Here is a 19,861-nt window from a genome sequence, read left to right on the forward strand (position 1 = left end):
TCCGTCACCATCGTGTGACTGTGGACAACTCTCTCGCAATGCGCATCTGCGGCAGTATGCTGTCGACCGTGCCGAACTTGCGGATCAGTGAGGCGGCCGCGCTCCTCGGGGTCAGCGACGACACAGTACGGCGCTGGATCGATCAGGGCAGGCTGCAGTCAGTCCAGGAAGGCGGCCGGATGGCCGTCGACGGCGGCGCGCTCGCCGCCTTTGCCCAGAGCTTGGCGGAGTCGCCCGAGCCGGGGGTCACCGCCGCGGCCTCGGCACGCAACCGCATGCGGGGGATCGTCACCCGTGTGCTCAAAGACGGCGTGATGGCCCAGGTCGAGATGCAGGCCGGGCCGTTCCGCGTCGTGTCCCTGATGAGTCGCGAGGCCGCCGACGAGCTCGGACTCGAGCCAGGTGTGGTTGCCGTCGCCTCGATCAAGTCGACCCATGTGGTCGTAGAGATCCCGGAGGCCTGATGTTCCGTCGTACAGTGCTCGCCGCGCTGGCCGCCACCGTCGCGCTCACCCTGGCCGGCTGCGGCGACGACACCCCTGCGGCGTCGTCGTCCTCGGACAGCCCGAGCGCCGCGGCGTCCCTGTCCGGGACTGTCAACGTGTTCGCCGCCGCGTCCCTCACCGAGTCGTTCACCCAGATCGGCAAGGACTTCGAGGCGGCTCATCCGGGTGTGAAGGTCACCTTCAACTTCGCCGGCAGTTCGGCGCTGGCGCAGCAGATCAACCAGGGTGCGCCCGCCGACGTGTTCGCCTCCGCCGCGCCGAAGAACATGGACCAGGTGACTGACAAGAACAGCCCGACCACGTTCGTGACGAACACGCTGGAGATCGCCGTACCGCCCGGCAACCCCGGGAAGATCACCGGTCTGAAGGACTTCGGGGACAAGAGCAAGAAGATCGCGCTGTGCGCGCCGCAGGTGCCGTGTGGCGCAGCGTCGGAAACGGTGTTCAAGGCGGCCGGGATCACCCCGCAGCCGGACAGCCTGGAGCAGGACGTCAAGGCCGCGCTGACGAAGGTCAGCCTCGGTGAGGTCGACGCCGCGCTGGTCTACAAGACCGATGTGCAGGCGGCGAAGGGCAAGGTGGAGGGCATCGAGTTCCCCGAAGCGAGCGAGGCCGTCAACAAGTACCCGATCGCCACGCTGACCAAAGCCCCGAACGCTGACGGCGCCAAGGCGTTCGTTGACTACGTCCTGTCCGACAAGGGCAAGGCCGTCCTCACCGCGGCGGGCTTCGCTACACCGTGAGTCGTCGTAGCAGGAGCACGATCGGGCGTCTGCCCCTGGTGCTCCTGCTGCCTGCGTTACTCGGCCTGGCGTTCCTGCTCATCCCGCTGGTCGGTCTGCTCGCCAAGGCGCCGTGGTCGACGCTGCCGAGCCGTCTGTTCAGTGCTGATGTCTGGGACGCACTCAGGTTGTCTCTGCTGTGCGCAACGGCGGCCACTGCGGTGTGCATGGTCCTGGGGATCCCACTGGCGTGGTTGCTGGCCAGAGCACCGATACCCGGCCGCGGTGTCATCAGAGCGTTGGTGACTGTTCCACTGGTCCTGCCGCCGGTGGTGGGAGGTGTTGCGCTGCTCCTGGTGCTCGGACGGCGTGGACTGGTCGGTCAGCACCTGGACGCCTGGTTCGGCATCAGTCTGCCGTTCACCACGGCCGGAGTAATCGTGGCGGAAGCCTTTGTGGCTATGCCGTTCCTGGTCATCTCCGTGGAGGGTGCGCTGCGCGCTGCGGACCCCCGCTACGAGGAGGCCGCCGCGACGCTCGGCGCTGGTCGGTGGCTGACGTTCCGCCGCGTCACACTGCCTTCCATCGCACCAGGCGTCGTGGCGGGCGCCGTACTGTGCTGGGCTCGTGCACTGGGTGAGTTCGGCGCCACCATCACCTTCGCCGGCAACTTTCCCGGTCGTACGACGACGATGCCGCTGGCCGTCTATCTGGCTTTGGAGACCGACCCGGACGTGGCCGTCGTACTGAGTCTGGTGCTGCTGATCGTTTCTGTCGTCGTACTGGCGTCTCTGCGTGAACGCTGGATCAGTGGGCTGCGATGACGCTGCATGCCGAGATTCGTGTGACCCGCGGCGAGTTCGACCTCTCACTCGACCTCGCCGTCGAACCAGGCGAGGTCGTCGCCCTCCTCGGACCCAACGGCGCCGGCAAGACCACTGCGCTCCGTGCGATCTCCGGACTGCTGCCTCTGGGCGACGGCCGGATCGCGCTGGACGAGGAGGTGTGGGACGAGCCTCCTCGCACCTTCCGTACGCCGGACCGTCGGCCGATCGGTGTGGTCTTCCAGGACTACCTCCTGTTCGACCACCTGAGCTGCGTGGAGAACGTTGCCTTCGGCCTCAGAGCCCGTGGTGTCGACAAACACGCAGCGCGTGCTGAAGCCAGCCGGTGGCTCGACACCGTAGGCCTCTCGGCGTACGCCCGAAGCCGACCACGCTCGCTGTCCGGCGGCCAGGCCCAGCGGGTCGCTCTGGTCCGCGCGTTGGCAACCAGCCCTTCGCTGCTGCTGCTCGACGAGCCGCTGGCCGCATTGGACGCCAGTACGACGCTCCATGTGCGCGCCGAACTCGGTCAGCACCTGGACCGCTTCCCGGGGCACACGCTGCTCGTCACCCACGACCCCCTCGACGCCATGGTCCTCGCAGACCGCCTGGTGATCGTCGAACATGGCCGCGTGGTCCAGGAAGGCCGTCCCACCGAGATAGCCCGCCGCCCTCGCACCGACTACGTAGCCCAACTGGTAGGCCTCAACCTCTACCGAGGCACAGCATCCGGCACCACCGTCACGCTGTCCGAAGGCGGCACCATCACCCTCGCCGAGCCTGCGACCGGCCCGGTTCACGTAGCCTTCCCACCCACTGCCGTCAGCCTCTACCCCGAGGCCCCGTCCGGCAGCCCCCGCAACACCTGGCCCGCCACAGTGACCGGCATAGAGCAACACGCCCACACAGTCCGAGTCCGCCTGACCGCAACCCCCGCCGGCCCAACCACCCTCCTGGCCGACATCACTCCCGCCGCAGTAGCCGACCTCCACCTGTCCCCCGGCCAACCCCTCCACGCCTCCCTGAAAGCCACCGAGATCCACACCTACCCGGTGTAAAGGGCCCCACGAGCAACGCGGCAGTTGAGGACGTTCCCGTCAGTCGCCCTCGAAGGTGACTGGGCCAGCCGCAGCTCGTCCAACAGCGACTCGCATCGTTGACGGTGCTGTCGAACTCATCCTGCTCGGGTGAAGTCGAGCGCGTCCGAGCCGGATAAGACTCAGGGGCATGACGACTCCTCGTGATGCCAGCGCTGCCGTCCGCGTCCAGCACCGAGCGGCGCTCGAGACTCTGCCGATGTCCGATACTGCCGACTTCGATGCGACCTCACGGGGTCGGATCGATGAGCTCAGCCCGGGTGTGGTGCGGGCCGTGGGCGGCGAGGTGGTGTGGGACAACGACTCGTACGCGTTCCTGGAAGGAGACGCCCCGGACACGGTGCACCCGAGCCTGTGGCGGCAGTCGCAGCTGGTCGCGCGACAGGGGCTTTTCGAGGTGGTCGAGGGCATCTACCAGGCGCGCGGCTTCGACCTGTCGAACGTCACGTTCGTCGAGGGCGAGACCGGTCTCGTGGTCATCGACCCGCTGCTGTCGGCACAGACCGCTGCCGCCGCGCTCGGTCTGTACCGCAAGCACCGGGGCGACCGACCCATCCACGCAGTCATCTATACCCACTCTCACGTCGACCACTTCGGTGGCGTGAAGGGCGTGGTCTCCCAGGAGGACGTCGACGCCGGGCGCGTGCGGATCCTCGCTCCGGAGGGGTTCACCGAGCACGCCGTCTCCGAGAATGTCTACGCCGGCACCGCGATGGGCCGACGGGCCGGCTACATGTACGGCGCGGCACTGGCCCGTGGGCCGCGCGGCCAGGTCGGCGCCGGGCTCGGGCAGACGACCTCGACCGGAACGATCACGCTGATCGCGCCGACCGACTTCATCTCCACGACCGGGCACGAGGAGACCATCGATGGGGTCCGGATGGTGTTCCAGATGGCGCCCGACACCGAGGCGCCCGCGGAGATGCTGATCTACTTCCCCGAGCACAGGGCGCTGTGCGCAGCCGAGGACGCCACCCACAACCTCCACAACCTCCTCACCCTGCGAGGCGCGCTGGTCCGCGACCCGCGCGGCTGGGCTCGCTATCTCACCGAGACCCTCGACCTGTTCGGTGCGGACGTCGACGTTGTCTTCGCCTCCCACCATTGGCCCACCTGGGACAACGAGCACGTCGTCCACTACCTCACCCTCCAGCGCGACCTGTACGCCTACCTGCACGACCAGACCCTGCGGATGCTGAACAAGGGCCTGACCGGCCCCGAGATCGCCGAGCTGATCCAGCTCCCGCCCGTCCTGGAGAACGCCTGGCACACCCACGGCTACTACGGCTCGGTGAGCCACAACGTCAAGGCCATCTACCAGCGCTACATCGGCTGGTTCGACGGCAACCCCGCGCACCTATGGCAGCACCCACCCGTCGAGGCCGCCACCCGGTACGTCGAGTTCATGGGCGGCGCCGACGCTGTCGTGGAGAAGGCCCAGCAGTACTTCGACAACGGCGACTTCCGCTGGGTCGCGGAGGTCGTCAACCACGTCGTGTTCGCACAGCCGGATCACGCCGCCGCCCGCGAGTTGCTCGCCGATACCTACGAGCAGCTCGGCTACGGCTCCGAGAACGGCACCTGGCGCAACTTCTACCTGTCCGGTGCGACCGAGCTACGCGACGGCAGCTTCGGCACCCCGACCGTCACCGCATCTGCCGACGTGGTCTCCAACCTCAGCCCGGACATGTTGTTCGACGCCTTCGCGATCCAGCTCGACGGACCCCGCGCCTGGGACCAGGCCCTGTCCATCGACGTTGTCTTCAATGATGTCGACCAGCGCTACCGGCTCCGCCTGTCCAACGGCGCTCTCACCTACAGCTCAGCGCCACAGCGCGGGGACGCCGACGTGACCCTGACCCTCCCTCGCGCCTCGTTGCCCGCCCTCGCCCAGGCAACGACAGATCCCGCCGCGCTGGCTGCCGCCGGCATCGACGTCGCCGGCGACGCCGGAGTCCTCGACCGACTGTTCGGGCTTCTCGACCCCGGCGACCCGAACTTCACGATCGTCACACCGGACTGAGTCCAGACCAAGCATCGACCAGGACCGCCGGCCGCTGAGCCTTGGGCGGGCATCGTGCAGGTGCTGGACACCGGAGTTGGACCTTCGAGGGAGGCGGGGTGACACGCGTGAACTTCCTGTTCGGATCGCTGGCCGGGTACCGGCCACAATGGCTGCGCCGGGACCTGGTCGCAGGCCTGACAGTGTGGGCGGTGCTGGTTCCCGAGTCGCTCGCCTACGCCACGATTGCCGGCGTCTCGCCGGTCGTAGGCCTGTACGCGGCGGTGCCGGCGCTGGTGCTGTACGCGGCAATCGGAAGTTCCCGGCACCTGGTGGTCGGTCCGATGTCGGCGACCGCGGCATTGTCGGCGGGCATCGTCGGCACCTTCGTCGCCGCCGGCGACGATCGGTACGCCGCGCTGACGACCGCGCTCGCGCTGGTGACCGGGGTCATCGGTGTGGCCGCGGGGCTGGCCCGGCTGGGGTTCCTCGCCTCGTTCATCTCCGAGCCGGTGTTGAAGGGGTTCATCGTCGGGCTGGCGCTGACGATCGTGGCTGGACAACTCCCCAAGCTGTTCGGAATCGAAGGTAGCGACGGCGACTTTTTCGCCAAGCTCTGGCACCTGCTCACCTCGCTGGACCAGACGAGCGGGACCACGCTGGCAATCGGCGTGCTCAGCCTCGTCGTGGTGCTGGGCCTGCGCCGGTGGCTACCGATCGTCCCCGGGTCCCTGGTGGCGGTCCTGCTCGGCATCGCCGCGGTCGCCCTGTTCGACCTCGACCAGCATGGCGTGGCGATCGTCGGGCCGATCCAGTCCGGCCTGCCGACGTTCGGCCTCCCGTCGGGGTTGGCGTGGGACGACTACCTCGCCCTGGTGGGGCCGGCCGGTGGAGTGCTGCTGGTCGGGTTCGCCGAGGGACTGGCGGCGGCGAAGACGTACGCCGCCCGGGCCGGCTACGACATCGACGCCAACCGCGAGCTGGCCGGTTTGGGCGTGGCGAACCTCGGAGCAGGCGTCGCCTCCGGGATGGTCGTCAACGGCAGCCTGTCCAAGACCGCCGTCAACAGCGGGGCCGGCGCCCGCTCCCAGATCAGCGGGCTGACGGTTGCCGCACTCACGGTCGTGACGCTGCTGTTCCTGACCGGCCTGTTCGAGGAGCTTCCGGAGGCCACCCTGGCCGCCATCGTGATTGCCGCGGTCATCGAGCTGGTTGACATCGCCGCCCTGCGCCGGCTGTATCGCGTGTGGACCCAAAGGCTCGGCGGCATTTACGGCCCCGCCGCCCGCGCGGACTTCCTCGCCGCGATCGCCGCGATGCTCGGCGTGCTCGTCTTCGACACCCTGCCCGGCCTGGTGATCGGCATCGCCGTGTCGATGACATTGCTGCTCTACCGAGCCAGCCGGCCGCACGTGACTAGACTGGTCCGCATCGGCGATACCGACCGGCCAGGACTCTGGGTGGATGCCGACCGGCACCCCGACGTCCGCCCCGAGGACGGCATCCTCGTGATCCGCGTGGAATCCGGGCTGTTCTTCGCCAACGCCGATCACGTCCGCGACAGCATCCGTGCCCTTGCCGCACCCGGTCCCGTCGCCGTCGTGCTGGACGGCGAGAGCAGCCCATTCATCGACGTGACCGCGGCCGGCATGCTCGATCAACTCAGCCGCGAACTCGCTGCCCGCGGCGTTCGCCTCTACTTCGCCCGCAACATCGGCCAGGTCCGTGACGTCCTCCACCACACCGACAACGGATCAGGACTCGTGATCTACCGGAACATCGACGCCGCAATCGCCGCCGCCCGAGCGCATCCGCAACGACCTGACAACTGACGCACACACCGCTGCTCCTCCCCAGATGCGCGCGGCCGACCACAGCCGACCCGTAGTTAGTGCAGTCCGTGGCTCCACGCCAGTTGGAGGAGGGCGGCGCCTGCGGGTTGGGTGGGGTTTTGGTGGGTGAAGGTGTTGATTACCTCGGGGGTGAAGGGTTGGGGGGTCAGGAGGCGGCCTTCGGGGTTGGTGGTGGGGAGGTCGGGGAAGAGGGTGTCGAAGATCGTGGAGTCGAGGGACAGCACTGTCAGTAGGTCGGTGGCGAAGGTCAGGGGGTCTACGCCTAGGCCTACGCAGTGGGCTCGGGCTGTGCCGGCTTGGAGTGCGTCGGTCAGGTGGGTGGCGAAAGGCCAGTTCGCGTAGGGGATCGGGGCGGTGGCGCTTCCGTAGTCTTCGGTGTGGGCGGCCAACTCTTCGGCTAGTTCTCTGGTGAGGTTGTGCCAGAGGGAGAAGTCGTCCTGTTCGTTCCAGGGGGCGGCGGCGCTGGGTTGGAAGATGCCGGAGGGGACTACCTGGTAGAGGCCGCCGGCGTGGCCGACTTTGGCGGGGTCTCGCCAGTGCAGGTAGAAGGTGGATTCGCCGGAGTCGACGTCGCGGCGGATGGTGAGGGTGCTGATCGCGATGTTGGTCGGGCGGTTGGCTGGGTTCCAGGGAGCGCCGATGGATGAGCGCAGTGGGGTGGGGGCGTTCGGGTTGAGGCGTTGGGCCGTGAACTCGTGGGCGGAGGCCTCTCCGGTGTTGATGCTGTCGAAGTAGGTGCCTCGGCCCAGGCGGAGGAACGGCTTGGGGCCAGTCAGGTCCGCGGCTATGAGGCGGTAGGTGGGGCGGTCCTCGAAGACGGCTGGTGGGGCCAGGTCGGCGATGGTATCCGCGTACGAGCCGTAGTGGGTGCCGTCATGGCGGAGAGGCAACTGCACCCGGGCTGCGGGTTCGCGGCCGGTGACGCCGGTGAAGGTCGCGTCGGGATCGAACTCGAGAGTGATGGACGTCAGCGGGATGGGTGTCGTCGGTAGCCAGGTTCCTGGTGCCAGCAGCGGTGTGCCTGCAACATGATGGGCTGCAGGGAACTCGTCGGATGCGTCCAGGCCGAGGCGATAACGGTGCTCGACGAGGTGGCGGCGTACGGCGAACCAGGCGTGGCGGCTTGCCTCGACGTCGGCTGTGGACTCCGGCATGACTCATTGCAGCAAGGTGCACGGTCCCCGAGCAACGGCGGGTCCCGGCTATCGTGTGCATTCGACCGACGGGGAGGCCGACGTGATGAAGCCTGTTGTTGCCTCAGGCATCTTGGTGATCGCCGCATGACGGCGGACTTGGAGGCCGCCCTCGGGCGGTTGGAGGACGTCCTGGACGGTGTCGAGGCGAACGTCGATGACTTCTGTGGGTTCTGCTACAGCGAGGCGGATGCGAAGGCGCTTGCGGGGCCGGTCGATCGATTCCCTCAGAGCCTGCTGACGTCGGTCGCCATGGAGGTACCGGATCACTTCGACGATTACGCGAACCTGTACCGCAAGGTCACTCCTCGCGTGATGGCCCTGATGGTTCGCGACGAGCTGCACGTCGACGAGAACCTGATCGCGAAGCGCATCGCGGAAGTCGGGTGCTGGAGCACATGGGCCGACGACGAGCGCGATGCGATGCTGTCCGTCTGCCAGGCTTGGTGGGAGGACACGCTGACGACGCACCCGCGCCAACCGGAGGCGCACGTGGTGCTCGGCTTCCTGGCGACAACGTCCGTACCGGTGACGCACTGGTTCGAGCTGTGGAACGCGCTGCCACCGGGCGCGGCCGACCTGCAGGCCGTCGACCTCTGCCGGCGGTGGGTGCTCCAACTGCCCGGCGACGTGAAGGTCGGGTACTCCGAAGACATCGACATCACGGCGGACCTCCGCCAGTGGATGTTCACCGACGCTCGGCCCCGGCTCGTCCGTGCCGAGGCCACGGATGTGCTCGACATCTTTGAGTGGATCTGACGCGGCACGAGGAACAGCCGGAGAAGTTACGAGCTGTGACGTCACCGGGATGAATTGACATCGTGTAACGGCCGGTTTCACGCTCAGAACGCGCGATGCGGTAACGAAGAGTGTTTAGTTACTCACTTGTAGTGTGTGGATTCTTCACACGAGAGTGATGACATCGTGCACTACGCCAGCCCCTGTCCGGGTGTCCAAGATGTGCGGGGCACCACGAGAGGGGGTCGGACAGTCATGCACGAGAGTTACGAGTTCTACTGCCTTGCGGACCGGACGTTCTACGAGACGCCGGCCAATCGTGGTGCCCAGCACCCGGACTTCGCCCTGTCCGGTAGGGCGGTACCGGACGGGTGGCGGCATGTGCCCGGGGAGACCTGGATGCACTACGCGCCCGACGGGCTGAAGCTTCCCGCGCAGGGCTGGAAGATCCACGTGTCGGCCCGGCTCACGGATGTCGAACGGACGCTCGAGGCCGTCTGGGAGTACTGCGTCCCGCGCGGCATCGCGTTCAAGTTCCTCCGCAACGAGCCCGTCCTCGTGATGGTCAACTCGAAGGCCGCTCCGCGCGGATCGAGTGGCAAGCTCGTGACGATCTACCCGACCGACGAAGCACAGCTCGAGCTCGTCCTCAAAGAGCTCGACGGGATCCTCCAGGGCGTCGAAGGCCCTTATATCTTGAGCGATCTGCGCTACGGCGAGGGTCCGCTGTTCATCCGCCGGTACACCACCGCGGCGGCGAAATCCAGCTGCCGGACAGCGGGGCCCGTGCTTCGATCAACGAGTGAACCCGCCGGATGACACGCACGAATCCCGCCGCTGCCCGGGCTGCGGCGCCGATCTCCCGCGCTCGGACTGGCCGGGCGAGGCGAAGAACAACGCATCCCCCGAGTGCCTGGAGGTCTCCGGTCAGCTGCTCGGCTTCGAGATCGAGCACCAGGCCAGGCTCGGCCACCTGCACCAACTGCGGATCGACGCGTACGGCGGCCAGCATGTCCTCCCCGGGACTCCGCCGATCGGGCCGGTGTTCGCGCTCAACGGGCTGTACATGTACCTCGAGCGCGGTTCGGGCAACCTCGACGTACGCACGGCGCACGGCATCATGGCCAACTCGTACGACGACTGGCCGGTGCTCACCCCACCCGCGACGGTCGGCCGGCTCACGGCGTACGACGTCCTGACCGCGGGCGGCGTCGAGGAGGTGGAGGCGACGCTCATCATGTGGGCCGGACAGGTGTGGGATTCCTGGCCGGACGACGTCCAGGATGTGGTCCGGAAGCTGACCGTCGAGCTGGTCCCGGAACGCTATTTCCGGCGCTAGAAACCGGTCGGTTCCGAGCCTCGGATACCCCTTTCCAGCGACCCTAAAACCTCGGCGTGTCGGGCCGGAAACCGTTCTGTTGTTGGACTTTCACTACCTCAAAGGCCAGAAAAAACCGGGGCAGATTCCCCGAATGGTCTTGCGCTCCGCGCCGAGGTCGCACAGGATGACAGGCGTTGCGTCGTTACCGTGGCGTGATCATTCGGTCGCTGTCCTGTGACCTGACCGAGTGCCCCCTCCCCTGCACGGGGGGCCTGGTGAGTTCCACCATGCCCAAGCTCACGAGGAGCGCTTTTCCGATGTCCAAAGCACGACATGCGCGCCCCCGGCGAAGTACCCGCCGGGTGGCACGGACCCTCACGATCGCCGGTCTCGGGGCCGGCATCACCGCCGCCGGCGCCGGTGCGGCGTTCGCGACCGACTACACGGTCAAGTCCGGCGACACCCTCTCCGAGATCGCGCAGGCCAACGGCGCCGACTGGCATCAGCTGGCCAGGATCAACAACCTGAAGGACCCCGATCTGATCCTGATCGGGCAGACCCTGACGCTGGACGGCGTGACGAAGGCCGCCGCTCCGAAGCGGGTGACGACCAAGAAGGTCGAGACCAGGAAGGTCCGCAAGACCGAGCGCAAGGTGAAGTCCAGCCGCTCCGAGGACCGTCGGTCGACCAGCGGCCGCGCGAACCTCAGCGGCGCCTGGGCGAAGGTCGCCAACTGCGAATCCAGTGGGAACCCGCGGGCCGTCAACCCGGCCGGGTACTACGGGCTGTTCCAGTTCGACCGGCAGACGTGGCGCAGCGTCGGCGGCTCCGGCAGCCCGGCCAATGCGTCGGCGGCCGAGCAGTTGATGCGCGCCAAGAAGCTCTACGCCCAGCGCGGCGCGTCCCCGTGGCCGGTCTGCGGCCGCTTCCTCCGCTGACCTGACCTCCACCACGCACGTTCTATCCGGCCGGGCGGCGGTAGACCGTCCTCCACCGCCTGGCCGGGCCTCCGCGCCCCTGGCGTCTGGCGCTCCCCACCCATCGTGGCGGGTTAGTGCGCAACTCATCCGTGATCGCGACGGGTGGGGAGCACCAGACGTCAGTTGGTCAGAGGGCGTCTGAGGTCCGGGTGATGACCAGCATCTCGTTGGCACCGACCTGGAACTCGTACGGCACCTTGCGGGTCTCCCAGGTGATGCCGTCCAGCTCGTCCAGGATCTCCGGCAGGAACGGCACCGGCTCGCCGGCGCCCTGCAGCACGAGCGGGAAGATGCGTACCTCGGCGTTGCTGACCCGGAGCAGTTCACGCAGCGCCGCCAGGTGCCAGTCGCGGTCGTACTTGTCCGCCCAGGTGAACAGCAGGTGCGAGCACAGCACCAGGTCGAACCGCCGGTCGCCGAACGGAAGCTCCGGCAGCCCGGCCGCGATGTAGCGCTCGGGCGCCACCGACACGTCCTGCAGGAACCGGTCGGCCGCCTCGATCCTGTACTGGTCCTTCCGCTCCGGCGATCCGTACCAGTGCCAGACGAAGCTCCCGTGGTGCTCATCCACGATCCCCGCGGTCGCGGGCAGGCTGCGCCGAACGGTGTCGATGAGCTCCGGCGGCTCCAGCTCGTACGCCGGATCGACCGCGATCGCGTCGACGCCACGCGCGGCGGCCTCCGCGGTGAAGCTCGCACCGCCCGCACAGCAGTCGAGCACGGAGTCAGGAAGTTCTCTCAGGTCGAACATCGCTTCGTACTCGGCGTACGAGCGCGAGGTCACCAGCACGGGTCTACCTTTCGACGGTTGTCTTCCGGTGCAGGCGGCGATCCAGGAAGGATGCTCCGGCCGCCAGAGCCAGGAAGAGTACCGCGACCAGCAGACAGTTCAGCAGCACCCGGGCGTATCCGTGCTCGCCGACGTCCACGAACGGATACGGGTAGAAACCGACGAACTCACCGCGGACCAGTGTGAAGACCAGCCACAGCAGGGGGTACACGATCGACCACCCCACGATCCGCTGATCCACCACGCCGCGCGGGCCGAACAGCAGCCATCCGAGGACGCCGAGGATCGGCGTCGCGGTGTGCAGCAGCAGGTTCGCCACCGACGCCCACCCGGACAGATCGTCCTGCCCGGCCAGCACCAGGTGATAGACGATCCCGGTCACCGCGATGCACAGCACACCATTCAGCCGCAACGTCTTGAACACGGTCCCCTGCGGCCGGTCCGGCTGCAGAGCCAGTAGCAGAACCGTTGCCCCCAGCAGCAGGTTCGACTGGATCGTGAAGTACGCGAACACGTTGAACACCCGCTCCGGGTTGTCCCGGAAGAACCCCTCGGTCCCGTTCGCCGTCACGAACAGCTGCACCACGATGCCGGCCGCCACGGCGAACGCGGTGACCCCGGCCCAGACCCGCCCGGTCGTCGTCATGCCCGCAATGTACGACGGCCGGACGGCGGAGCCGGGGACCTCAGACGGACTGCTTCTCGCGCGGCGCCTGCTCCTGGCCGGCGGACGCGTTGGCGCCCTGGAAGCTGTAGCTGAACGAGACGATGGCGTCGATCACGAGCACGATCGTCCACGTCCACGCCGGGGCGAGGGCGGCGTCGTACCCCTGCCCGGAGAGCAGGCCGAGGGCGATCATGATGCCGACGGCCACGACGTACGCGAGCAGGTGGCGGTACCAGCCGGCGCGCTCGCGGCGGGCCCGCTCGGGCCCGCGCTTCGGCGGCTTGACCGGCCGCGGCGCGCCACCCAGGTAGTGCGCGGCCCACTTGTCCGCCCACTGGAGCGTCTGGTGGCCGAAGCCGACGCTGACGCCGATGAAGATCGCGGCCAGCGAGTGCTTGAACGACGGCTCGCCGCCGCGATGAATGTCGATCACGCTGGCAACCAGCATGACCACGTCGACCAGCGGCACCGCCGCCAGCAGGACCAGACCGGCCTTCGGCAGCCGGAGCAGATAGCGCGTCGCGAGGCCGGCGGCGAGCAGGACCCAGAACCCGATCTCACATGCGGCGATCACAGCGAGCAGCACAGTGGTCCACCCTCCCGAGATGTTTATTAGTACGACTGTGTTGTGAACGACTGTAACACGACTGTGCTAAAAAGGGCACATGCCGAAGATCGTCGACCACGACGTCCGCCGCGAGGAGATCGCCCAGGCGCTCTGGCGGGTGGTCCGCCGCGACGGCGTCCGCGCAGCGTCGGTCCGGACCGTCGCCGCTGAGGCCGGCTGGTCACCCGGCGCCGTCCGCTACTACTTCCCCGACCAGGAGGGTCTGCTCAGCTTCGCGATGGACCTGGTGGCGCGCCGGGTCGGCCAGCGGATCAGCGCACTGGACGTCAAAGGAAGCGCCCTGACGATCGCGCTGCGTTATCTGGAGGAGGCTCTCCCCCTCGACGCCGAGCGGCGGGCCGAGTTCGACGTCTGGCTGGCGTTCATGGCCCAGGCCCAGGCCGAGTCCGGGGCCGGCGCACTGCACGGACACGTCGACGCGGTGCACGACGGCTTGCGCCAACTCTGCGAGTCGCTGCTCCGATCCCTGTCCGAGGCCGGCGGTCTCCGCGAGGGTCTGGATCTACGCCGCGAGGCCGAACTTCTGCACGCCCTGATCGACGGTCTGGCCCTGCACTCGGCCATCCAGCCCGGCCGGACCACACCGGCCCGGATCCGGCAGCTCCTCCGGCACCACCTCGAGACACTGCTTGCCTGAAACCCCTTGCACACGAGGCTCTTCTGTCCGATCACAGACAAGATTCGGCGAGACCGGACTAAAACCTTGCGCCGCGTGGCACGATCACCGCATGGAGTCCGAGGGGGTGATCGTCGTCAGTGGGATCATGGCGGCCGGGAAGTCGACGGTTTCCCAATTACTGGCGGAGAGATTCCAGTACGGCGTCCATCTCCGGGGTGACGTTTTCCGCCGGATGATCGTCAGCGGGCAGGCCTCGATGGCCGACGACATGGCCGAGGCCCAGCGGCAACTCCAGCTCCGGTACCGGCTCGCCTGCCAGGCCGCCGACGGGTACGCGCAGGCCGGTTTCACCGTGGTCCTGCAGGACGTGGTGATCGGTGAACTGCTGCGCGAGTTCCTGGACGGGATCCAGAGCCGACCGCGCTATCTCGTCGTTCTGACGCCGCGACCCGAGGTGATCTCCAGCCGGCTCGGCGGGGCTTATCACCTGGTCGACGAGCTCGACTACGAGCTGCACGCGTTCAGTCCGCGGCGCGGGTTGTGGCTGGACAACTCCGATCTGTCCGCCGGCGAGACCGTCGACGCGATCCTCGGCCGCCTGGACGAGGCGCGCTTCGAGTGATGACCGGACAGGCTACCCAGGGGTAGTTTGGCTGGATGGCGACCACAGTACGGCGGACCTCCTGCAACCTGTGTGAAGCGATCTGCGGCGTGCTCGTGACGGTCGACGACGGCCGGGTCACCGACATCCGGGGCGACGAATCCGACCCGCTCTCCCGCGGTCACATCTGCCCCAAGGCCGTCGCGCTCCGCGATCTCCAGGAGGACCCCGACCGGCTGAGCACGCCAGTACGACGTACTGCCGACGGCTGGCAGGAGATCGGATGGGACGCGGCATACGAGCTGGTCGTCGAGAGGCTGACCGAGATCCAGCGCGAGCACGGCCGGAACTCGGTCGGTGTCTACCTCGGCAACCCGAACGTGCACAGCCTGGGTGCGCTGACTCACCTGCCGACGATGATCCGGCAGCTCCGGACCCGGAACCGGTTCAGTGCCACGTCGATCGATCAGCTTCCGCACATGCTCGCGTCGTACCTGCTGTACGGACACCAGCTGATGGTCGCGGTGCCGGACATCGATCGGACGTCGTACCTGCTGATGCTCGGCGCCAACCCGCTCGCGTCGAACGGCAGCATGATGACCGCGCCCGGCTTCGGCCGTCGGCTCAAGGACCTGCGTAAGCGTGGCGGCAGGGTCGTGGTGATCGACCCGCGCCGGACCGAGACGGCCGCGGTTGCCGACGAGCACCACTTCGTCCGGCCGGGCACCGACGCGGCGTTCCTGCTCGCGCTCATTCACCAGATCATCGCCGACGGTCACGCGCGGCCGGCGTCGTACGTCGACGGGTTCGCGGCGGTCAAGGCAGCGGTCGTGCCGTGGACCCCGGAGCGGGCAGCCGCCATCACCGGGATCGACGCGGACGTGATCCGGCGGATCGCGACCGAGTTTGCGACCGCGGACCGGGCCGCCTGCTACGGGCGGGTGGGGGTGTCGACGCAACAGTTCGGCGCGATCTGCCAGTGGGCGATCCAGGTGCTCAACATCATCACCGGCAACCTCGACCGGCCGGGCGGGACGATGTTCCCGCGGCCGGCGGTGAACGCGCTGCTCGGCCTGGGCCGCGGTCACGTGGGGCTGTGGAAGAGCCGGGTCCGCGGGCTGCCCGAGTTCGGCGGCGAGCTGCCGGTGTCGACGATGGCCGAGGAGATGCTGACGCCGGGCGACGGCAGGATCCGGGCGATGGTGACGGTCGCCGGCAACCCGGTGCTGTCCACCCCGAGCGGCCGGCGCCTGGACGAGGCCCTCGACACGCTCGACTTCATGGTCGCGGTCGACCCTTACATCAACGAGACCACCCGGCACGCGGACGTGATCCTGCCACCCGCGCCGCCGCTGGAGCGCGACCACTACGACGTGATCTTCCACCAACTCGCGGTCCGCAACACGGCTCGCTGGAACGACGCCGTACTGCCCAAGCCGCCCGAGGCCCGGCACGACTGGGAGATCTTCCGCGACCTCGGCCTGGCCTTGGTACGCCGTACGCCGTGGAGCCGGCGGAAGGTGGAGGTGATGGCGCGACTGCGGATGTCGCCGCGACGGATCGTCGACCTCGGACTGCGGATCGGGCCGTACCGGTTGTCGCTGCGAAAGCTGCGGAAGTCGCCGGGCGGGGTCGACCTCGGACCGCTCCAGCCGGCGCTGCCCGGAGCACTCCGGGGCACGAGCAAGCGGATCGACCTGGCCCAGTCGATGATCCTGGACGACCTGCCGCGGCTCGAGTCGCTGGTCGCTCTCGACGACGGCGGGCTGTTGCTGATCGGACGGCGGCATCTGCGCAACAACAACTCGTGGATGCACAACTCGGCCCGGTTGGTGAAGGGCCGGCCGCGGCACCAGCTGCTGATGAACCCGGCGGATCTGGCCGAGCGCGATCTGAAGGACGGCCAGCTGGTCACGGTGGCGTCGGCGGCCGGGTCGGTCTCCGTGGAGGTTGCCGCGAGCAACGACATCATGCCGGGCGTGGTCAGCTTGCCGCACGGCTTCGGGCACGGCCGGCCGGGTGTCCGGCTCACGGTTGCGAGTCAGGTCGCGGGAGCGAGCGCGAACGACGTCACGGACGCCGGGCTGACCGACACCGTGGCCGGCACCGCCGCGGTCAACGGCGTACCGGTGACGGTGACGGCCGGTTAGGCCGGCGGTGGACCGGAGCTGTCGCGGACGATCAGCAAGGGTGTGGAGTAGAGGTGCGCCTGTGGGCGGGCGCCGTTGAGCAGGTCGAGCAGCCGGTTGGTGACCTCGGCGCCGTACCCGATGATGTTGTGGCTCATCGCCGTCAACGTCGGGTGCGTGATCCGGCACAGAGTCGAGTCGTCCCAGGCGACCAGGGTGACGTCGTCGGGTGAGCGCGACCCCAGACCGTGCACGACGGCCAGACCGGCGACCGCCATCAGGTCGTTGTCGTAGATGATCGCGGTCGGCCGGTTCGCGACGGCCAGCAGGTCGCGCGTCGCCGCGGCACCCTCGTCGGCGGAGAAATCGGTGTGCACGACCCGGACGTCGAGGCCGAGCCGCCGGCCCGCCGTCGCGTACGCACGGTCGCGGATCCAGACATCGCCGTACTGCGGTGGTCCGGCGACGCGGGCGACCACGCGGTGATCGAGCGACGCGACATGGTCGAGCGCCGCGTTCATCGCCGCCGTACCGTCGGTCCAGACACACGGCATCCCCTCGGCCAGCTCCGGATCGGCGACCAACACGGCCGGCAGCCCGAGCTTGCGGAGCAACGGGATGCGCGGATCGGCGACCCGCAGGTCGACCACGATCACACCGTCGACCCGGCGTTCCGCGGCCCACTTCCGGTACGTCGCCAGCTCTTCGTCCAGGTCCGCCACCACCTGCAGGGCGAGCGCGTACGACTTCTGTGCGAGCACGGACTCCACACCACCCACGAAACCCATGTAGAACGGTTCCTCGGTCAGGGTCTTCGCGGTCCTCGCGAGAACGAGCCCGAACGTCTCGCTCCGCGCCGCGGACAGCTGGCGGGCCGCCCAGTTGGGCACCCACTCCAGCTCTTCCGCGACCTTCAGGACCCGCGCCCGGGTGGCCTCGGAGACGCCCGGCTGGTTGTTCAGCGCATACGACACCGCGCCCTGGGAGACGCCCGCGCGGCGGGCGATCTCTTTGATCGTGACTCGGGGCACAACGGCCTCCTCGAAGGGCGGCCGGACCGGTGACGGCCGGTCCGGAATCCTTCAGTGTGCGCTGCTTTCCACACCGTGTCACCACTCAGGCGCGGAGGGTGACTGTTTGATCAAATCCTCGTTCGTTCCAGCGAACCGCGGCGGGTGCGCGGAGGGGTGGAGTGTGGAGGTGGTGACCGCCCAGTGGTTGGGCGGAGGGTGGTGTGGGCGGGGCCGGGTGGGATACCGTTGCCGTCGTTACTTAACCGGTTCGGCAATCAAGCCGGCGACGATCCCAGGGCAGCGGGTGAGCCGCCGGCGACGAGGAGAAACCATGGTCGCAGTGGACAACCTGTCCCTCCAGTTGTACACGGTCCGGGGCAAGCTCGAGGAGGACTTCGACGCCACCCTGGCCCACATCGCGCAGATCGGCTACACCAAGGTCGAGCCCTTCGGTGTGACGAACTTCGCGGACCGCCTGGCCGAGGCGCTGCCCAAGTACGGACTGTCGGCACCCACCACGCACGCCGGCCTGCTCCGCGACGAGAGCGGCCCGATCTACGCCGCGGCGAAGCGGCTCGGCATCACCACCGTGATCGACCCGCACACCGACCCGGCCCGCTGGCAGGCGGCCGACGACATCAAGGCCATCGCCGAGGGCCTGAACAAGGCCGCGGTCGAGGCCGCCGACCACGGCATCACGGTCGGCTACCACAACCACCAGTTCGAGCTCGAGTCGAAGATCGACGGCGTGCACGGGCTGGAGATCCTCGCGGACAACCTGTCCGACGAGGTGATCCTCGAGGTGGACACCTACTGGGCCGCCGTCGGTGGCGCCGATGTCACGGCACTGCTGGCCAAGCTCGGCGACCGGGTGAAGGCGATCCACGTCAAGGACGGCGACGGCACTCTGGACAACAAGGCCCAGGTGGCGGTCGGCGACGGCAGCATCGCGGTCCGGGAGATCCTGGCCGCCGCACCGAACGCGCTGCGGGTGGTCGAGCTCGACGACTTCACCGGCGAGATCTTCGACGCGGTAGAAGGCAGCTACAAGTTCCTCACGGGAGAGGAAGCGCCTGAATGAGTGCCGTTGGCGTAGGTGTGATCGGCGCCGGAGTCATCTCCGACGCCTATATCAAGAGCATGCAGAGCTTCCCCGACCTGAAGGTGCACGCCATCGGCGACCTTCGGCCGGAGGCGGCGAAGGAGAAGGCCGAGCAGTACGGCATCGAGACCCACGGCGGTCCCGAGGCGGTCCTGAACCACCCGGACGTCGAGATCGTGGTCAACCTGACCATTCCGATCGCGCACGTCGAGGTGGCGCTGGCAGCTGTTGCTGCGGGCAAGCACGTGTGGAGCGAGAAGCCGTTCTCGCTGGACCAGGACAGCGGCCTGAAGCTGCTGGCGACGGCGCAGGACGCGGGTGTGCGGCTGGGCTGCGCACCCGACACCATCCTGGGTCCGGGCCTGCAGGAGTCTCGCCGCATCATCGAGCGCGGTGACATCGGGCAGCCGATGACCGCGCTGACCCTGATGCAGTCGCCCGGCCCGGAGTCCTGGCACCCGAACCCGGCGTTCCTGTTCCAGGAGGGCGCAGGCCCGCTGTGGGACATCGGCCCGTACTACCTGACCACGCTGGTGCAGCTGTTCGGTCCGGTCGCGGCGGTCGCCGGGCTCGGCTCGAAGTCGCGGGAGAAGCGCACCATCGGCTCCGGTCCGCTGGCCGGCACCGACTTCGACGTGACCGTGCCGACGCACGTCAGCACGATCGCGCGGTTCGAGTCGGGGCAGTCGTCGCAGAGCATCTTCAGCTTCGACTCGCCGCTGTCGCGGGGCGGGTTCGTCGAGATCACCGGTGCTGACGCGACTCTCGCCGTACCGGATCCGAACGGGTTCGACGGTGCGATCAAGGTCCGCCGTCGGGGCAGTGACGACTGGGAGACCGTCGCCGAGACGAAGGCGGTGGCGCAGCGCGGCACCGGCGTACTCGAGATGGCGCGGGCGATCCGGGCCGACCGGCCGCATCGCGCGACCGGGGCGCTGGCGTTCCACATCGTCGACGTGATGGCCTCCATCACCGAGTCGATCGACTCCGGTGCGTTCGTCGACGTGAAGAGCACGGTCGAGGTCGCGGCGATCCTGCCGGACGACTGGGACGTCACCGCGGCGACCCTGTGAGTC

General features: G+C 68.3%; 20 protein-coding genes. 15 read left to right on the forward strand and 5 right to left on the reverse strand.

What is annotated here, in order from left to right:
• Positions 1-68 precede the first annotated feature (68 nt).
• The 6 genes from ACIBG5_RS18215 to ACIBG5_RS18240 all read left to right on the forward strand — a co-directional run bounded on the left by ACIBG5_RS18215 (position 69) and on the right by ACIBG5_RS18240 (position 6,983).
• Complete coding sequence (locus ACIBG5_RS18215) at positions 69-464, forward strand: TOBE domain-containing protein (protein ID WP_360445857.1); 396 nt, start codon at positions 69-71, stop codon at positions 462-464.
• Positions 464-1,249, forward strand: a complete 786-nt coding sequence (modA, locus tag ACIBG5_RS18220) for a molybdate ABC transporter substrate-binding protein (RefSeq protein WP_396392661.1) — start codon at positions 464-466, stop codon at positions 1,247-1,249. The genes ACIBG5_RS18215 and modA overlap by 1 nt, the downstream gene beginning before the upstream one ends.
• Positions 1,250-1,287: 38 nt before the next feature.
• Complete coding sequence (gene modB, locus ACIBG5_RS18225) at positions 1,288-2,052, forward strand: molybdate ABC transporter permease subunit (RefSeq protein WP_396392662.1); 765 nt, start codon at positions 1,288-1,290, stop codon at positions 2,050-2,052.
• A complete protein-coding gene (locus ACIBG5_RS18230; RefSeq protein ID WP_396392663.1) occupies positions 2,049-3,110 on the forward strand; it encodes an ABC transporter ATP-binding protein in 1,062 nt (353 codons plus the stop codon). Before modB ends, ACIBG5_RS18230 begins: the two co-directional genes overlap by 4 nt.
• Positions 3,111-3,279: 169 nt before the next feature.
• Positions 3,280-5,172: an alkyl/aryl-sulfatase gene (locus ACIBG5_RS18235; RefSeq protein WP_396392664.1), complete on the forward strand. Its 1,893-nt coding sequence runs from the start codon at positions 3,280-3,282 to the stop codon at positions 5,170-5,172.
• A 98-nt stretch (positions 5,173-5,270) separates the two neighbouring features.
• The gene (locus tag ACIBG5_RS18240; protein WP_396392665.1) at positions 5,271-6,983 is read left to right on the forward strand and encodes a SulP family inorganic anion transporter; all 1,713 of its coding nucleotides are present in this window, start codon (positions 5,271-5,273) and stop codon (positions 6,981-6,983) included.
• A gap of 56 nt (positions 6,984-7,039) precedes the next feature.
• Here the strand turns inward: ACIBG5_RS18240 and ACIBG5_RS18245 are convergent, their stop codons facing one another.
• Positions 7,040-8,158: a hypothetical protein gene (locus ACIBG5_RS18245; RefSeq protein ID WP_396392666.1), complete on the reverse strand. Its 1,119-nt coding sequence runs from the start codon at positions 8,156-8,158 to the stop codon at positions 7,040-7,042.
• A gap of 126 nt (positions 8,159-8,284) precedes the next feature.
• On the opposite strand from ACIBG5_RS18245, the gene ACIBG5_RS18250 reads away from it, so the two are divergent.
• From ACIBG5_RS18250 to ACIBG5_RS18265, 4 genes are all read left to right on the forward strand, one after another.
• A complete protein-coding gene (locus tag ACIBG5_RS18250; RefSeq protein WP_396392667.1) occupies positions 8,285-8,956 on the forward strand; it encodes a hypothetical protein in 672 nt (223 codons plus the stop codon).
• 234 nt (positions 8,957-9,190) lie between these two features.
• The gene (locus tag ACIBG5_RS18255; RefSeq protein WP_396392668.1) at positions 9,191-9,754 is read left to right on the forward strand and encodes a hypothetical protein; all 564 of its coding nucleotides are present in this window, start codon (positions 9,191-9,193) and stop codon (positions 9,752-9,754) included.
• The gene (locus tag ACIBG5_RS18260; protein ID WP_396392669.1) at positions 9,738-10,274 is read left to right on the forward strand and encodes a DUF5946 family protein; all 537 of its coding nucleotides are present in this window, start codon (positions 9,738-9,740) and stop codon (positions 10,272-10,274) included. The genes ACIBG5_RS18255 and ACIBG5_RS18260 overlap by 17 nt, the downstream gene beginning before the upstream one ends.
• A 344-nt stretch (positions 10,275-10,618) precedes the next feature.
• On the forward strand, positions 10,619-11,194 hold the full coding sequence (locus ACIBG5_RS18265) for a transglycosylase family protein (RefSeq protein ID WP_396392670.1): 576 nt from the start codon (positions 10,619-10,621) through the stop codon (positions 11,192-11,194).
• A 169-nt stretch (positions 11,195-11,363) separates the two neighbouring features.
• Here ACIBG5_RS18265 and ACIBG5_RS18270 read toward each other — a convergent pair whose 3' ends face one another.
• Genes ACIBG5_RS18270 through ACIBG5_RS18280 form a run of 3 tightly spaced genes read right to left on the reverse strand, consistent with a single transcriptional unit; the run spans position 11,364 to position 13,279 of the window.
• Positions 11,364-12,026, reverse strand: a complete 663-nt coding sequence (locus ACIBG5_RS18270) for a class I SAM-dependent methyltransferase (protein ID WP_396392671.1) — start codon at positions 12,024-12,026, stop codon at positions 11,364-11,366.
• Positions 12,027-12,030: 4 nt separating this feature from the next.
• On the reverse strand, positions 12,031-12,672 hold the full coding sequence (locus tag ACIBG5_RS18275; RefSeq protein WP_396392672.1) for a Pr6Pr family membrane protein: 642 nt from the start codon (positions 12,670-12,672) through the stop codon (positions 12,031-12,033).
• A 40-nt stretch (positions 12,673-12,712) separates the two neighbouring features.
• Complete coding sequence (locus tag ACIBG5_RS18280) at positions 12,713-13,279, reverse strand: 2TM domain-containing protein (protein WP_396392673.1); 567 nt, start codon at positions 13,277-13,279, stop codon at positions 12,713-12,715.
• Between the two features lie 79 nt (positions 13,280-13,358).
• Here ACIBG5_RS18280 and ACIBG5_RS18285 point away from each other — a divergent pair, with 79 nt between their 5' ends.
• The 3 genes from ACIBG5_RS18285 to ACIBG5_RS18295 all read left to right on the forward strand — a co-directional run bounded on the left by ACIBG5_RS18285 (position 13,359) and on the right by ACIBG5_RS18295 (position 16,691).
• Positions 13,359-13,958 carry a TetR/AcrR family transcriptional regulator gene (locus ACIBG5_RS18285; RefSeq protein WP_396392674.1) on the forward strand — a complete coding sequence of 200 codons (600 nt, stop codon included), beginning with the start codon at positions 13,359-13,361 and terminating at the stop codon, positions 13,956-13,958.
• Positions 13,959-14,049: 91 nt separating this feature from the next.
• Entirely contained in the window at positions 14,050-14,562 is a 513-nt protein-coding gene (locus ACIBG5_RS18290) for an AAA family ATPase (RefSeq protein WP_396392675.1), read from the forward strand.
• A gap of 35 nt (positions 14,563-14,597) precedes the next feature.
• Positions 14,598-16,691: a molybdopterin-dependent oxidoreductase gene (locus ACIBG5_RS18295; RefSeq protein WP_396392676.1), complete on the forward strand. Its 2,094-nt coding sequence runs from the start codon at positions 14,598-14,600 to the stop codon at positions 16,689-16,691.
• Here the strand turns inward: ACIBG5_RS18295 and ACIBG5_RS18300 are convergent.
• Positions 16,688-17,701, reverse strand: a complete 1,014-nt coding sequence (locus ACIBG5_RS18300) for a LacI family DNA-binding transcriptional regulator (protein ID WP_396392677.1) — start codon at positions 17,699-17,701, stop codon at positions 16,688-16,690. The genes ACIBG5_RS18295 and ACIBG5_RS18300 overlap by 4 nt on opposite strands.
• 313 nt (positions 17,702-18,014) lie before the next feature.
• Between ACIBG5_RS18300 and ACIBG5_RS18305 the strand changes: the two genes are divergently transcribed.
• Entirely contained in the window at positions 18,015-18,764 is a 750-nt protein-coding gene (locus ACIBG5_RS18305; protein WP_396392678.1) for a sugar phosphate isomerase/epimerase family protein, read from the forward strand.
• Positions 18,761-19,858 carry a Gfo/Idh/MocA family protein gene (locus tag ACIBG5_RS18310; protein WP_396392679.1) on the forward strand — a complete coding sequence of 366 codons (1,098 nt, stop codon included), beginning with the start codon at positions 18,761-18,763 and terminating at the stop codon, positions 19,856-19,858. Before ACIBG5_RS18305 ends, ACIBG5_RS18310 begins: the two co-directional genes overlap by 4 nt.
• Positions 19,859-19,861: the final 3 nt, after the last annotated feature.

This window comes from Kribbella sp. NPDC050241 (assembly GCF_044459685.1).
Lineage (GTDB): Bacteria > Actinomycetota > Actinomycetes > Propionibacteriales > Kribbellaceae > Kribbella.

Excerpts from the sequence above, each read along its gene's own strand:
- modA (WP_396392661.1), top strand. The coding sequence starts at position 464 with ATGTTCCGTCGTACAGTGCTCGCCGCGCTGGCCGCCACCGTCGCGCTC.
- ACIBG5_RS18245 (WP_396392666.1), bottom strand. The coding sequence starts at position 8,158 with ATGCCGGAGTCCACAGCCGACGTCGAGGCAAGCCGCCACGCCTGGTTC.
- ACIBG5_RS18305 (WP_396392678.1), top strand. The coding sequence starts at position 18,015 with ATGGTCGCAGTGGACAACCTGTCCCTCCAGTTGTACACGGTCCGGGGC.
- ACIBG5_RS18290 (WP_396392675.1), top strand. The coding sequence starts at position 14,050 with ATGGAGTCCGAGGGGGTGATCGTCGTCAGTGGGATCATGGCGGCCGGG.
- ACIBG5_RS18275 (WP_396392672.1), bottom strand. The coding sequence starts at position 12,672 with ATGACGACGACCGGGCGGGTCTGGGCCGGGGTCACCGCGTTCGCCGTG.
- ACIBG5_RS18230 (WP_396392663.1), top strand. The coding sequence starts at position 2,049 with ATGACGCTGCATGCCGAGATTCGTGTGACCCGCGGCGAGTTCGACCTC.
- ACIBG5_RS18295 (WP_396392676.1), top strand. The coding sequence starts at position 14,598 with ATGGCGACCACAGTACGGCGGACCTCCTGCAACCTGTGTGAAGCGATC.
- ACIBG5_RS18250 (WP_396392667.1), top strand. The coding sequence starts at position 8,285 with ATGACGGCGGACTTGGAGGCCGCCCTCGGGCGGTTGGAGGACGTCCTG.
- ACIBG5_RS18255 (WP_396392668.1), top strand. The coding sequence starts at position 9,191 with ATGCACGAGAGTTACGAGTTCTACTGCCTTGCGGACCGGACGTTCTAC.
- ACIBG5_RS18285 (WP_396392674.1), top strand. The coding sequence starts at position 13,359 with ATGCCGAAGATCGTCGACCACGACGTCCGCCGCGAGGAGATCGCCCAG.
- ACIBG5_RS18310 (WP_396392679.1), top strand. The coding sequence starts at position 18,761 with ATGAGTGCCGTTGGCGTAGGTGTGATCGGCGCCGGAGTCATCTCCGAC.
- ACIBG5_RS18235 (WP_396392664.1), top strand. The coding sequence starts at position 3,280 with ATGACGACTCCTCGTGATGCCAGCGCTGCCGTCCGCGTCCAGCACCGA.